General features: G+C 46.4%; 17 protein-coding genes. 1 reads left to right on the top strand and 16 read right to left on the bottom strand.

The annotated features are described in order from the left end of the window. Nucleotides 1-21: 21 nt before the first annotated feature. The 8 genes from SC428_RS05770 to SC428_RS05735 form a co-directional block, all read right to left on the bottom strand. Nucleotides 22-822: a methyltransferase gene (locus tag SC428_RS05770; RefSeq protein WP_042847045.1), complete on the bottom strand. Its 801-nt coding sequence runs from the start codon at nt 820-822 to the stop codon at nt 22-24. A 63-nt stretch (nt 823-885) separates the two neighbouring features. Then, nucleotides 886-1,332: a hypothetical protein gene (locus tag SC428_RS05765; RefSeq protein ID WP_052219361.1), complete on the bottom strand. Its 447-nt coding sequence runs from the start codon at nt 1,330-1,332 to the stop codon at nt 886-888. A gap of 57 nt (nt 1,333-1,389) precedes the next feature. Continuing rightward, the gene (locus SC428_RS05760; RefSeq protein WP_042847046.1) at nt 1,390-1,878 is read right to left on the bottom strand and encodes a hypothetical protein; all 489 of its coding nucleotides are present in this window, start codon (nt 1,876-1,878) and stop codon (nt 1,390-1,392) included. A gap of 123 nt (nt 1,879-2,001) precedes the next feature. After that, complete coding sequence (locus tag SC428_RS05755; RefSeq protein WP_042847047.1) at nt 2,002-2,220, bottom strand: hypothetical protein; 219 nt, start codon at nt 2,218-2,220, stop codon at nt 2,002-2,004. A gap of 98 nt (nt 2,221-2,318) precedes the next feature. Beyond that, nucleotides 2,319-2,888 carry a GDSL-type esterase/lipase family protein gene (locus tag SC428_RS05750; protein WP_072035184.1) on the bottom strand — a complete coding sequence of 190 codons (570 nt, stop codon included), beginning with the start codon at nt 2,886-2,888 and terminating at the stop codon, nt 2,319-2,321. Between the two features lie 139 nt (nt 2,889-3,027). Next, the gene (locus SC428_RS05745) at nt 3,028-3,588 is read right to left on the bottom strand and encodes a hypothetical protein (protein WP_042847048.1); all 561 of its coding nucleotides are present in this window, start codon (nt 3,586-3,588) and stop codon (nt 3,028-3,030) included. A 166-nt stretch (nt 3,589-3,754) separates the two neighbouring features. Then, a complete protein-coding gene (locus SC428_RS05740; RefSeq protein WP_042847049.1) occupies nt 3,755-4,177 on the bottom strand; it encodes a hypothetical protein in 423 nt (140 codons plus the stop codon). 157 nt (nt 4,178-4,334) lie between these two features. Continuing rightward, a complete protein-coding gene (locus tag SC428_RS05735; protein ID WP_206086751.1) occupies nt 4,335-4,667 on the bottom strand; it encodes a hypothetical protein in 333 nt (110 codons plus the stop codon). 251 nt (nt 4,668-4,918) lie between these two features. On the opposite strand from SC428_RS05735, the gene SC428_RS05730 reads away from it, so the two are divergent. Further along, nucleotides 4,919-5,323, top strand: coding sequence for a DUF6896 domain-containing protein (locus SC428_RS05730; RefSeq protein WP_042847052.1), 405 nt, complete (start codon nt 4,919-4,921; stop codon nt 5,321-5,323). Nucleotides 5,324-5,359: 36 nt separating this feature from the next. Here the strand turns inward: SC428_RS05730 and SC428_RS05725 are convergent, their stop codons facing one another. From SC428_RS05725 to SC428_RS05690, 8 genes are all read right to left on the bottom strand, one after another. Next, the gene (locus tag SC428_RS05725) at nt 5,360-5,656 is read right to left on the bottom strand and encodes a hypothetical protein (protein ID WP_042847053.1); all 297 of its coding nucleotides are present in this window, start codon (nt 5,654-5,656) and stop codon (nt 5,360-5,362) included. A gap of 54 nt (nt 5,657-5,710) precedes the next feature. Further along, on the bottom strand, nt 5,711-9,106 hold the full coding sequence (locus tag SC428_RS05720; RefSeq protein ID WP_042847054.1) for a hypothetical protein: 3,396 nt from the start codon (nt 9,104-9,106) through the stop codon (nt 5,711-5,713). A 1,073-nt stretch (nt 9,107-10,179) separates the two neighbouring features. Beyond that, complete coding sequence (locus tag SC428_RS05715; RefSeq protein ID WP_042847057.1) at nt 10,180-11,091, bottom strand: RepB family plasmid replication initiator protein; 912 nt, start codon at nt 11,089-11,091, stop codon at nt 10,180-10,182. 875 nt (nt 11,092-11,966) lie between these two features. Then, the gene (locus SC428_RS05710) at nt 11,967-12,305 is read right to left on the bottom strand and encodes a hypothetical protein (RefSeq protein ID WP_191901268.1); all 339 of its coding nucleotides are present in this window, start codon (nt 12,303-12,305) and stop codon (nt 11,967-11,969) included. Between the two features lie 3 nt (nt 12,306-12,308). Further along, nucleotides 12,309-12,830, bottom strand: a complete 522-nt coding sequence (locus SC428_RS05705; RefSeq protein ID WP_191901267.1) for a hypothetical protein — start codon at nt 12,828-12,830, stop codon at nt 12,309-12,311. Between the two features lie 132 nt (nt 12,831-12,962). Further along, a complete protein-coding gene (locus SC428_RS05700) occupies nt 12,963-13,352 on the bottom strand; it encodes a hypothetical protein (RefSeq protein ID WP_208201657.1) in 390 nt (129 codons plus the stop codon). Nucleotides 13,353-13,509: 157 nt separating this feature from the next. Further along, on the bottom strand, nt 13,510-13,851 hold the full coding sequence (locus SC428_RS05695) for a hypothetical protein (protein WP_042847060.1): 342 nt from the start codon (nt 13,849-13,851) through the stop codon (nt 13,510-13,512). Next, entirely contained in the window at nt 13,820-14,203 is a 384-nt protein-coding gene (locus SC428_RS05690) for a hypothetical protein (RefSeq protein WP_166268273.1), read from the bottom strand. Before SC428_RS05690 ends, SC428_RS05695 begins: the two co-directional genes overlap by 32 nt. Between the last annotated feature and the right edge of the window lie 33 nt (nt 14,204-14,236).

The raw sequence follows: 14,236 nt of genomic DNA, 5'->3' as shown, positions 1-14,236 counted from the left end.
AGGCGGCTTTGACATTGGCTGTTAGAGGTCAATTTCCAGTAGAACAGTTTTGACCATCGTGCCGGACTCTTTGAAAGCTTTGTCTTCCAGTTCAGTGAATGAGCCCCCGAGCAGTTTCACACGCTCACGGAAGGCCTTGGTCAAGGCATCTTCACGGAACAGCACGCCCGCAGACAAAATGCCCCGCAGGCGACCACCTTGCGTATACACCCCACCTGAAAGCAGCAGATCCAACGCTCGGTTTGTATGCTTAATGTCGGCCTTATTTTTGAAAGGCGGGTTCATGATGATGACATCGAATTTCTCGTCCATTTCATGGCTGAGAAAATCAGCATTGACCAGTTCAAGGCTTGTGCCCGTAAATTCAGGGTTTACCAGCGACGTAATTTCAGGGTCGCTGTTCAGTTGCTGAACGCGCTTTTCATCCAGCTCAACAGCCACGATATTGAGGTTTTTTGCCGCTTTAGCCACAGCTTTGACAATACGCCCATCACCGCAGGACGGCTCCAGCACTCGATCCCCGTCCTGAATATTGGCACTGGTAACCATCGTATTGATGATTTTTTCCGGCGTTGGAAAAAAGTTGAAGTCGTCTTTTGGCACCACAACCGATCCAGACAGGATAATGTCGTCGATACGCCCTTCCGCACTGCCATCAAAAATATGGGCTTTCTCTTTGCGGTTCCACTTCCCACCAGCGGCTTCAAGCACCTTGTTGGTGTTGGTGTACAGGCGACGATCCAGCTGGCCTTCCAGGAAGAGTTTGTTGCCCTCCACACGCGCTTCAGACAGAACTGCGAGGACGTCATTTGATACTTGCATTTCTTACCCCAATTTATTGATATTGAATTAGCCACCAGCCCCACGCTGACGGCTTAAATTGCTTTACCCGATCACTACGACGGATTGATAGCTTTCAGCAGCCAGTACGTCGTCTTCATCGTTGTCCTGCCAGAACATGGCTGGTAGACGATCAACTTCAAGATGGCTTGGCATCCATCCCAGAGTGCGTGCAACCCAGAAACTTCGGGTATGCCCAGCATTATCGACAACGGATACCCGTTCGCCTTCATAGCCCACCAGCTGAGGACTCAGGTTCCCAGTGCATTGCAAACCGGTGCGCTTCGCGTACTGATGGCCTTTTTCCATCATTGCCATACACTCGGTGTAATGCTCGAAAGAGCCTGCTTTGCTCTTCGGTTCGACAACCCCCATCCACTGAGCCACGGCTTTTGCACGCTTCGCCAGCAGGGCTATCCCGACCTTGAAAACACCACGGTCTTGAGTGAAAACGTATTGCTGTTTTAGCTTGTCGATTTTCAGCTGGTTCATAACGGGTTTCCTCGTTGCGATAATGTTCGGCCTGCGATCAGACCGAACGATTAGGTGTCAGACTACGTACTGTACGTTTAACTCTTGATGAAGCTGCTTTAGGACTGTTTCCCCACTCAATTCCAGCGATTCCATTTTTCCACCGATATAGGCAGCGCCAGTCACTTCAGTGTGGAAAAACGCGCCACGATAAATGATGCTATTCATGACAATGGAGATAACCCCCACGCTGCGAAGCTCATACAACAGCTCTTCTGCCGTCCATTCCATCGCATTGATCCAACCACGCAAATCCTCCAATGCCCCTTCATCTGGCGTAGGAGCCGCAAGCAGTTCATCCAGCTGCTGCACAAACTCATGGTCTGGCTTAAACGCTCTAAGAAAGCTACCAATCGCTTCTTTTCCACTTAGTCGATTAAAACCGAATGAGACACTGCGATTAGATGAATGGAAAAACTCCAACCCTTCTTTGGGCAAGGATCCAATGGGCGCATCTGCACTAAACGTGACGATAAAACTTTGGATAAATTCTTGCTTATCTGACATGTGAATCCTCTTTTCTTATTGGTATCGTTGTTTTGTTTACTTAACCAGTAAAACATGACCTAAGCCGCTGACGAATAATAGAAAAGAGATTATTTTGAGAAACAATATCGAGTAGTGAAAATGTTATTTCCGGAAGGACTCCACAGCTATTTTCCCGTGGTAATGATGAAGCGCGCGAACGCTTTCCTTGTGGTCGTCATCACCCGCCTTGCCCGATTGGCTGTATCGCTTAGTTGTCTGGTATCGCTCAACCAAAGCCATATACTCCGGATCATTTGCCCGGTCATAACGGACAGCAAAGCGACGGCTGACCCCAAACTTGTTTCTACGGTTGGCACCCATGAATCTTCCTTTTAAACCCGAGTTGGTTCGATAGGAAGATCATCCCACAGGTTCAGCGCTGACAAAGAGGTTCAAAATAAAATACATTCCCCCTGTTTTTACTGGTTGAACAGCCTCCCAATTATCAAATCACTACCTTTGCTCGTGTAATGTATCCCGTCATGGGTTCGTACCTGCACATCGTTCACGGTAAGGTTAAACTGACGCCCAATAGCGACCTCGGGGTCGAAAAAAGCGATCTGTGTTTCATCCACCGCCTGACGGATTGCTTGTCTGGTATTTACCAAGGCGGCTTCGGTGGCAGGATTCTTCATTGCAGGTGGCAATATCCAGATAATCGATGCACCGGGGTTGCTCTGCTGGATTTGCTGGATAAACTGTGTTGCCTTCTGCTGGTAGTTCGTGACTTGGTTTGCACCGATGCCGTCATTAGCCCCCAGAGAGATAACCACGGTCTCATAGTCCTGAAAACTCATTGTCTGAACATAATCGTTCCACTTTACCGAACTGCGGTCGGTAAGCCCTGTGCTCTCCTTATAAAGGCCGTCTACTGGGATGTGCTTCTTTGCGCTCGTCGCGAGGGTATAGGTTAAGCTATCACCGATAAACAGTGGCTTAGCCAATGATATTGCAGGCAGGAACAGGGTAAGAAATAAGGCAGTTTTCATAACTATTTCCAGGTCGATACACTGCCGATGATTTTAAAAAAGATACTTTTTTAATCCACGTTAAAGGCCGACGCTTTGCGGACAAAAAAGCCCACACCATCTGGTGCAGGCTTGGAGTCGAACTTTTTAGCACGCCTCATCAGGCCATTGCGGTTTCGGCCAGAGACAAAGCTTGTTCTTGAGTTTTAGCGATCCCCAACCACAAGATCCTTGCTGAAGGAAAGTCGAAGCGCAGGATGTTCAAAGCGCGCTGTTCATCCTCAGCAAACACGGGCTTGTATGCCGCGACACAGCGCTCATACTCAGCACCTTTTCGTAGCTGAGGAATTGCATAAACGATGAAGCAACGGTCTTCTGGCTCACCATATTCCGGTCCTGCTATTGATACAGCGTAATCGAACGCAAATTTTTTCACGTCATAGAAACTACCACTTTCTTCATGTGACATCGTGTATTCAATTTTTGTCCCAGCATTAGCACGTTTTTTCATGTGCTCAGTTTGCTGAGCATTGTTCCAGCGGTGCAATTGCATACGGCTGGCTTCTTTGCCCTTCAGGACAGCCTTGGCGTTTGGCTTGTAGCCTTGCGCGATCAACGCGTCAATCCACTCGCGGACAGTCACTACTGAACCGTTGAAACGGATTGCTGAAGCTAAATGGTTTTCAGCACGTTTTTCGTTTGCATTGACTAATGGGGTCATCGTAACTTCCTCGGTTTATTCATTTTGTTGACCCAATCATTCAAGCATGAGATTGACCGCTGACGAAGTGATTACACGCTGATTTTTATCATAAAAAATGCCCATCGAGGGTGATGGGCATTAAGGGGTATCGTGGGTTTGGGAAGCCCACTTCATTGATCAGACGCTAAGCATGTGTGGCAGCGTCGAACTCGGGTGAAAACACTGGGTTAACGCGAATGACTGTAGCCATTTCGACTTTCAGATTTACCTCCACATATTCCCCGTGCTTTAGAAACTGAACTTTCTGGTCGATACGACGCATTCCAATGCCGTTAGATTGAGCCTGAACCCACCAATCAAAGTCGGGCGGGATTGTCAGAGTTAATCCGTGCCATTGGGTCATAAACACGTTACCCATTGGCTTATACGTTTTCTGAGGCTTGCACCAGAATGGAAACATCAGCTGAACTAATGCACCATTGCGTGGGTCTACAAACTCCAGGAAAACACCAAAAGGTGACTCTCCTAAGACCTTTTTAAAATCCATCCACGCAGCGTGACAGAAGGTATTATCTCTCAATACTTTAACCATTTTCACGTCGTTCATTTCATTCAGCCTTGTTGGTTTCTATGTAATTAGTAAACCATGACCTCAGCCGCTGACGAATAGCGTAAACTATATTATTTTGAATTATTTCTTTTGTGATTGGTTTTGCTTCAGGCAAAAAAATGCCCACCGAAGTGAGCGATTAAAACGGGGCAACTTAACCTTTCCCGTTGATGATCCGAATCAACCTTTCATTCTGCTCCTGTGCCAGTGCTTCCGCCATTTCCTGAACGGCCATCATACGTTTGGTTGGCATGGGCTCGCTGAACAACGACGCAGTAGCAATAGCTTCAAGATACTCAGACTTCAGCTGATTTGCCTCTGCATCAGCGATGGGGAAAGTAGGTAACGGTACGCGTTTCGCGATGGAGGTTGCGACAGATTTCTGCGTTTTCATCGCTGAATTAGTCACAACAAATAACAGGAAATATCCCGCTAAGATACCCAGGCCAATTTTAGCGATCTTTGCTTTGACTCCTTTCGCGGTCAACATGGCTATCGCTGAACAGGTAATGCCCAGGCAAATGAAAAAGAGCGCCCCACCAGAGGTAGAAGCCACTGCGGTGAATAAAGTGATCATATTTCCTCGCTTAAGTGTTGTGGTAGACCAGGATATTGTCCCCCGTAGACAACCGGTAATGAAATTTCTAATCCTCATTTTAAAAATCAAGCCCCCTCTAACTTGACAAGACCGCTAGCGAGGATATTGTTTTGATTAAAATTAATAACAAGGTGGTTAATATGGACAGTCGTCTTCGCGACCTAATCAATGATTATTTAAAACGCGTTTCTGAAGCCATTGAGTTAATGAAGCTCTCAGGGTTCGAATTGCCAATATCTAATAACGCGTGGGCAGGAAACAGCATTCCACAAAGCGGGGAGTTGCATAGTGGCATCAGGTATTTCAAACATGGTTACGGATGCGCCGTGCATTTACGAACGGGCACTATCGATTTTGATTTTGGAGAACACGGGGAATTCAATGGTTTCGATTTTTGGCGCTTATCCGGCTTTGCAAAGGACAATTTAAGCCAATATGGATTTCAAACACCTGATGAATTAAAGCAATGTTTCGACGCTGAAATAACGAAAAGCAATCTGCTTTATTCTGGTTACATTCTTTATTATCTAAATGAACAGCAATAGGCCGGAAACCGGCCTATAAAAACACATATCGCCTACTTATCCGTGAAAGAAAATAGGCATGTTTAATACTCCGTGAAAGAAAATAGGCATGTTTAATACGCCGCTGATAAAGTCCTTTTCAGCTTTCAAATCACGGTAAAACGGTGAGTGAGCCTCTGCCAGTGCCAACAACGCACCACGCTCCGGACCAAATTCATTCACCTGCTGGGTGATCTCCGCAAAAATTTTACGGACGGTTTCCAGGTGACTGGCTGGTAAGCCGTCTTCCTCCAGTAACTGAAGGAATTCCGTGAACATCACATTGCGCGGGATCGGGTTATATTCTTGAGACACATTCACCTCCTAAATGCCCTCAGGGGCGGTTGATAATGCTATTCATACACTGTATTAATTACGCGTTGTCCAGCGTGTCACGCCTTCAGGCAATGGCACTTCCACCTCGGAGAAGTAACCGGTCTGGTATTTTCTCGCTTCTGAGTTACGCGAAAAGATGTAATGCAACGCCAGTTCTTTGTTGGCAAAAGTCATCCTGGTAAAGGTTTTCACTGGTGCAATAATGCCCTCCAGACATTGATTTTCGTTGTACCCAACAGGGCAGATATCGAACCAATGAGCATGGTTGAATGGTGCTTTTGTCTTCGCAATCTTCGCTTTATTCGGATCGTCATAACGCTGAGGCAACGTCACTTCAATCACATCGACAGGGGCATCCTGGTGGAGGTGAGGACTACCAAGCAGTGTATCGATCATAGGCCTGCCGCTTTCATCGCGTAGGCTCTCTGCAAGCCACAGCGTGCTCTTAGAACGATGTGGATGTGACACGTATTCCTGTGCGTAGCGCCAGCGGACATCAAAGCTGTGTATTTCGGATACAGAGTTGCTATTCAGTGAATAGTCCAGCCCGCTGTATTCGAGATCCTTGTTCGTGCTGAACATGTTCACGTCGGGCATTTCCTTAGAGGAAAACATCCACATGTCAGCAGCCTTTGTGCTCAGTTCTTTGATGCGCCCTTCAGGGTGTTTGTAGAACGATGCATACATCTCCGCCAGACCGCTCTTGGCGCTCTCACTTTCCAGCAACTGATAGATGCAGTGTACCGATCGGCTTATAGAGCCCACGTACACAAAGTTCCATTCACTGCCTTCAATGCGGATGCCGATCGGGATCATCAAAGCTGGAACCTGGACTTGCCCACCCGTCTCATGAACGTAGTTCATCTCGTAGTAAGCTTCTTTCCAAAGATGAGACATTTCCGCCAGACGTCTTTGGTTGGCTGGGTTTAAACGATGTAGATCACCGGCTCTGCTTTCCACAAAGCTAAACGCTTCCTGTTTTTCTTCATAACTGCCAAAAGCAGCATTCAGATTCTTCCACGCCTCCGCCTCCGGCCATTCAAAAATTGTTGTTTCCGCCACATTCGAGGCGTTCAGTTTCACCCAGCTGCGTGAGCCTTCTTTGATTCCCGTTTTCGTCAGGTTGAAGTTAATGCGCTGCACCCAGATATGCGGCTCTATCCGATCATCACGCTCACCATCCGTTGGCGCAACGTACAACGATAATTTACCATTCGTGTTCACAATGAGGCGCAAAGGTGCGGCCTTAATTATGCGCGCAAAATCGACTATCTGAGGCAGCATATTCATGCCCCGGCAGGCGATCATGTCCATCACGCCCAGCAGGTTTTCCCACTGCGCTTTGTCGGCCATCGCCTCTGCCAAAGGTGCTCCACGGTTCGCTGCACGCCATGCCATGACTGTTTTGTCGATAACGGTATCTTGGTCGGCTTCATTCCCCACACGCCCTACCACCAGCGCTGCTTTCAGCAGGTCGCGAGACTTCTGCTCTGACTGACGCTCTTCTCGTAGGTACTTAGCCAACGATTTGAACAGCGCAATGTAGTAGGTGTGGTCCGAGCGCACAGCCCGAGAATAGATGTAGTGCTCCAGATGCTCAGCGGTGACCGCGTCCAGGCACAGGTAAGGCAAACGTGCGTCGTCTTCCTTCCACTGTTTGTTGTACTTTTCGATACAGACGTTGACGTTATAGTCACGCGTCACACTTCCTCTCTTGTTGCTATAACTGGTCTTGCTGACTGGCGCTTTGACATTCAACAGGCCGTCTTTGATAAAGGCTACAGCTACGTTGCGGTCGTCTTTAAAGTCCACGGTAAAACTAAAGGAACCATAGGAACGATCGTCATTTTCTTTGGCTGCACCTGGCGCAGTCTCTGGGTTCGCCAGTGAATGCCATTGGCACATCACACGAGAGCCGCTACGTAGGTGACTGTTTGCCCATTCGATGAAACCAGCCAAGGATGGATACTTTTTATTTTCTGGGTTACTCAGCATGCCTGTACCGTCAGCATCATGAATGAAGCGGCAATGTTGCTCTTGGAATTTCATCGACACAAAATTCAGACCCAGACTCCGGTCGTAGAAATCACCAAATAGTTGTTCCCGATGGTCAAGCCCACAACACATAATCAGGAAACGTTTGTAGTGCAGTGCCATGCGCTCATGCGCCTTCAGCCGATCAGAATAAGCGACGTTTTGGAATTTAATTTGTTCCCCATCCATCCCCCGGAACAAGCGCTCTTGCTCATCCCGAGACGGGAACAGCATGTTCGCACCCAGGTGAGACTCCACAGGGGACACGATGCGATACAGGTTTTCGCCGTCGCGAACCATCAAGAATACCTTGGCATTCTCGCTGTTATTAATAAGGTTTTCCATACGGTCTTTGTAGTCGATATAGCGGCGAGTCGTTGCCATGACCAGTACGCAGCGCGGCGAAGGGAAAATTTGATCCACCAGCGCATGGGTATTGCACAGCGCTTGATAGAACTTGTCCAGGTCACCAAAGTCGAACCAGTCACTTAAGTCGTGGTAGATGGCCAACTCTTCATCGACCATCAATTTCTGCTGAACAAAGGTCAGAGGCTCATTGCTGGGAGCGGACTGCCCTTTACGGATCACCTTCACGTTGACGTCTTTGCCAATATAGAGATCTAAAGACTTGATACCGTCCATCAGTTTGTCAACCTGAGAACGCGCATCTTCTGTTGCAGCCAGCTGCGCCGCTGCCATTTCGGCAAAATAAGGCACCACAGCCTGAACTGCCGCTGTAATTTCGATATTACGCTCTTGGATCCACTCGGATTGGATTGTCGCTATTTGATGGTTTTGCTCGGCCGCATCACGCATGTTCTTGATATCGGCTTCAGTCACGCCCGCTGCAATAGCATTACCCACCGAGCCTGTAGCCAGGCGAATAGCGTTATTACTGATAGCAGGCATGGTGCTCGCACTTACACCTTTCTTTGCGGCTTTTTGCTCAATACGTTCTGTCACAATAGCTTTCATCGCCTCAGGGTTAGCGAGAGACTTCGACAGAGATTGAGTTAGATCGGTAACACGCTGCTGGCACAATGCGACTTCAGCATCACGGATCTGACGCGCATCATCAGCGAATACAAAAAGCTCAACAAAGTCATTAAACAAGAATCGGTGCTCTTTGACAGTTCGCTTAACACTGTGAGAAACGCCGTCTTTGTCTACTGTGACAAAGGTTGCGTATTGCTCGTAGTGCTTCGGATGTGCGCGGAGGATGACGGTATGAAGCTGATTTTCAACCCAACGTAGGGATTCGATGAGAAGTACCTCATCCATCAGGATAGCTTCTTCTGGGATATCCTGCATTGCGCGCCAATATTGCCCGCTTTGAAGTGAGTTGAAACGCTGGATACGTTCGACGTGTTCTTCACGAACTACAATGCCTGTCATGGCTCTGCCCTCAATTGTGATTCATTTTCTATTACTATCTTTACACGTAGTGAACAGCTGACGAATAGGTCACAGGCGCACAGAAAGACATATTTGAATAGGGATAGAGGGATCTGACCAGCGCATGTTTGCAGGGCGAAACCACCTTCATTCACCTGCATGTTTGCAGGAGGAAACTCCGCCCCATCGTTACGCGTCTGCGGAAAACAGCATACTTGCAAGGGGTAAAATCAGCTCCTACGCTGCATGTTTGCAGGGGAATAGCATATTTGCAGGGGGTAAACTCAGCCCCTCCGCTGCATGTTTGCAGGGGAATAGCATATTTGCAGGGGGTAAACTCAGCCCCCTCCGCTGCATGTTTGCAGGGGAATAGCATATTTGTAGGGGAATAACACTGCCGTTCCGCTGCATATTTGCAGGGGAATAGCATATTTGCAGGGGAAATTCCCTGCCGTTCCGCTGCATGTTTGCAGGGGAATGCATATTTGCAGGGGGAAACTCCAGCCCCTCCCCTACATGTTTGCAGGGGAAAAGCATATTTGCAGGGGAAATTCACTGCCGTTCCGCTGCATGTTTGCAGGGGAATGCATATTTGCAGGGGGGAAACTCCAGCCCCTCCCCTACATATTTGCAGGGGAAAAGCATATTTGCAGGGGGGAAACTCCAGCCCCTCCCCTACATGTTTGCAGGGGAAATTCACTGCCGTTCCGCTGCATGTTTGCAGGGGAATGCATATTTGCAAGGGGATAAACTCAGCCTACTACTGCATGTTTGCAGGGAAAAGCATATTTGCAGGGGGGATATAACTGCCGTTCCGCTGCATGTTTGCAGGGGAACAGCATATTTGCAAGGGGATATAACTGCCCCTCCGCTGCATGTTTGCAGGGGAACAGCATATTTGCAAGGGGATATAACTGCCCCTTCGCTGCATGTTTGCAAGGGAATAGCATCTTTGCAAGGGGATATAACTGCCCTTCCACGACATGTTTGCAAGGGAACAGCATGTTTGCAGGAGGAAATCACGGTTCCTCAATAACATGTTTGCAGGGGGACGCATACGCCCTGGAATATACTTAATCCAGGTCGGTATTTTTCAACAAATCTGGGTCACGCGAATTGATTGAGAAAAAAACTTGTCGCTTTCCTTTCGACACCCTATAGCCTTCAGTGTACTTGAGGTATTTGACGTCTTCTAATAACTTCATTGCCCTTCTAACCATTTCAAGTTGCTTATAAGGGTCTGAGCGCATATTTAAACGCTTCATCAACCTTTCAAATGAGACTATCTGCACCCTATTCTCACTGTTTGGCAACCCTTCAAGAAAAGCATAGATAGCCTTTGCCACTTCATTTCTTTTGATCGCAGGGAATACCTTCAGCTTCAGAACGCGCTTGTAGTCCATTTTGTACAAGTCACTTAATTTTGGATTGAATTCCAAAATAACTTCGTTTGCAGCTGTATCCACCCTGGAGAAATTCAACAAGTGAGTTGTAGCACTAATCAAATCATCGCCAGTATCTTTGTACACAGATATTGAAGTGGATGTAATTTTTCGAAGTGATTTAGCGACCCTTTCTTTCAGGATTTTGTTAATTTGCCTTGTGTTGTAATCACACATCTTTGCAAAATCACTGAAGGGAAGCACAACTTTATTGTCTACCATTGGATATTCACTGAGTGACTGAATTATTGAAAGCCAGATACGAAAGTCTGTATCCATATCTAATTTAGGCCCAGATATGGTGACTCTGTCATAACCTTCGCTATTAACAATCTCAAGGTTTCTCAGCTCTTCCGAAGCATCCATCACCCTGCTACCAACATTTTTCTTTTCCCTGCTACTAACGGGACTAAAAACACTAAGCCTAAGCAGTGAGATAGGTTGAATCGATCGCGTATCTGTTGATGATATGTAATCAATTTCGCCCGTCGTCTTGTTTTTTACTTCCACAGACAGGCCTAAATCATTAATATCCTTAGCCATAGTTATTCCTAAAATATTATTATTTGTTAACAGGCATTTTGAGCCTTTGCATATTTGCAGGGGGATGTATAACATGTTTGCAGGAGGAAATCAGCATATTTGCAAGGGAAAAATGCATGTTTGTAAGCTGATCTTGCATGTTTGCAAGGGGAAATAACATGTTTGCAAGGGAATTTAACTCTGCAACTGGTTGAAAATAAAATAAAATATCAACCTTAGATCACTTAGTTGTTTTTAGTTATTTAAGATCACAATAGATCCAATTATTAGATCACTCCTGTTAATAACGGGGATAACTTCCTTACCACCCTTCAATTTACTTTAAAAACTCTAAATGTATTTCCATTGGGAAAAATAATTTCAAATCCTACTTTTTCACTCCGCATCTCTATTAAAAACCGATGCCTTTCCGTCCCTAGAAATCAGTGGATTATTCAGTAATAACTCCTTTCCTTCATTCTTGCATAAATCAAAAACCACCTTTAATTGATTGATTTTAAAGATTAACTATAAGGATTTGGTTTCCTTTATTTGTCCACAGCCGGAAGTAACATATACATGTTTGCAGGGGAATGATTTGCATGTTTGCAAGGGAAAATATGCATGTTTGCAGGATGATCTTACATACTTGCAAGGAGAACTTACATATTTGCAGGAGGAAACAGCATGTTTGCGGGGGAAAAATGTTCTATAATACTTTGATAGTATTAATCAATCTCGCCCTTAGATCCCTTAGGTCTTTTTAGATCAGTTATTAGATCAAAAGATCCAATTATTAGATCATCCCTGTGAATAATGGGTATAACTATTTGAAAAGCGGACATCTGGAATGCAATCCGCTTAAAGTTTAAGTAGCCACACGGGATCGAATTTATTTAAAAAGCAATATTTTTTGCCAGACCAAAAACAAAATCATTAGTGAATGTAAAATCACGCCACACCAGGCAACCATCCGCATCACGAATTTCTACCTGAGTTGATGTCTTACTATAACGAATGATCTCAATAGTCTTTCCAGACAAACCACCAGCTCTGATCAATGCTTCTGTAACCTTCAGACCTTCTTGTTGACGAAGGTCATATGCATTGTCATCCGATTCAGTGGAACCCTGTTCAGCACGGGCAATTTGAGCCTCAGCAGAGCGAAACAGGTCAGCCAATTCTTTCCCTTTATTTCGCTCTACACCTGCAAAAACTTCTTCTAAATACGTCATATTTTACCCTTGTGACCAATTTGAAATGATCGTGCTTGTGAAACCAACGATCTCTTTTGAGATCACTTCTTCGGCTTGGAATACTTCGATGCAAATTTCTTTAGAGCCAGAAGCGAGTTCTACCCGACACAATGGAAACGTACCCATAATGTCCCGCTTAAGCTTCGCCAAAAGCTCGCTAAGTGATTTTCCAGGGATCTTTGGAGCTAAGTGAGCAGGAACTGAAACTTGCAGGCAAATCGCCTCAGGGGCGTTACAAGCGCTATCACACATCAAACTCATCGTGCCATAACCGACCAGTGAACGATGATAGAACACCGCTTCACGGGTAGCAGACTCGTGATTGGAGATCAGCGCATAACCATTTTTTTCCAATTCTAGATAGTCGCTATTAGCAATACGCTGAGAGTAGTCCTCACCCCAGGATGCATTATTACGGCCTTCAAAACGGGCATGGTGATAGTGAGACTTTAAAAAAGCATAATGCTCTTCACGGGAAGGCATGGGAATGTGTGAGTAATTCATCAGTGTTTATTCCTTTGCGTATCAGACTTTCAGTATCAAGCCTCCCATGCAGCTGACAAAGGGGTAAACACAACGGAAATCGAAAAACAAATTTAGTTTGTGGAAATGGGTGGGTAATCCCACCCACTGAAATTACTGGCCGACGTTGGTTAACACTTCACGAATGCGATCAATGGTGGTTTGGGCTTTATCATCCCCCACTCCCGCCCCCCTATTGTGAATTTCGGCCGCAATATGACACACTTGGTCAATGACCATTTCAGGAACTGCCTTCACCACACTTTCCGGACGTGCTAATACGAGATTCATTTCGCAAACAGTGACACCAGCACGACGTGCCATAGCTTCACGTTCACCTGCCGCTACACGCAGATCGTCAATCGATTGCAGCATCGCTTCATTATCTGGCTTACACCCCAGTTCATCGGCAATCTCTTTAATGCATTGCGGAAGCACATCGTCTGAGAAGTGCTGAAGCCGGAACTGGATCAGCGCCAGCTGTTCATCCGGTGTTAAGCTCACGCCTGCCCCCCAGAATGAAAGGCGATTTTTCATGTCCACGAGTCGGGCATGGTTGGTCAGAATATTGGCGTTGCGGGTACCATCAACATCAGGCCCAGCATTCGTTTTTTCAGGTGTCGGATTCATGAAAACCTCATTTTCGGAATGGGTGAATTTCTCAACTACAGTTGCACTTCAACATGAGTTGCTGAAATGTCATGTCGGACATTTTCACTACTTTCTCAGGCACTTCAGCACCGAGACTCTTCAAGTGTGCTCTCAGTTCGTCCCGCTCCTTCATCGTTTCAATCAAGAGCCGAGACACCTGTGCTGACCACTCTGGCCGCATGTGGACTGGCGACTCCGGATAATTGTTCCAGTGCGCCATCATGGTTAAAGCCACGCGCAATGTGTCGCGTTCGAAAACCGAGAGTGACTTAACGCAGATCCCCGGAGGGAATTTTTCCGCCTTAATTAATTTAAGATAGTTAATTTGAGGCCGATTGTTTGCCAGGCTCATGATGCCTCCGTAAAAAAGCAGGTTTTGTGATAATAACGTCCACATCCATGCAACGATTGTCCTGACACATTTGCGCCTGACTTTTGTCGTAGAGCATCAACGCGACACGCTCGCCGGGCAGAGGCAGATCTTTTTCTGCCGGGATCTCACCCACTACATCAATACGGACGGTACTTTTGTTACTGTACAGGCTTAACCCGTCACGTTTTTCAATATCGACTCGGTATTCAGCGATGACAGAATCGGTTTTCTCCTGGCTGGGCATCAATTCGAACCCAGCGATCAGAGCGCCCCCTAACACCATAATCAACGCACCATCTAACAACACATCGGTCATATTCGTTTTCATCATTCATATCCTGTATGAATAGTAAACTTCAATACT

This window comes from Providencia sp. 2023EL-00965 (assembly GCF_033550225.1).
In the GTDB taxonomy this organism is placed as follows: domain Bacteria; phylum Pseudomonadota; class Gammaproteobacteria; order Enterobacterales; family Enterobacteriaceae; genus Providencia; species Providencia manganoxydans.
This window is presented reverse-complemented; position numbering and strand designations above follow the sequence as displayed.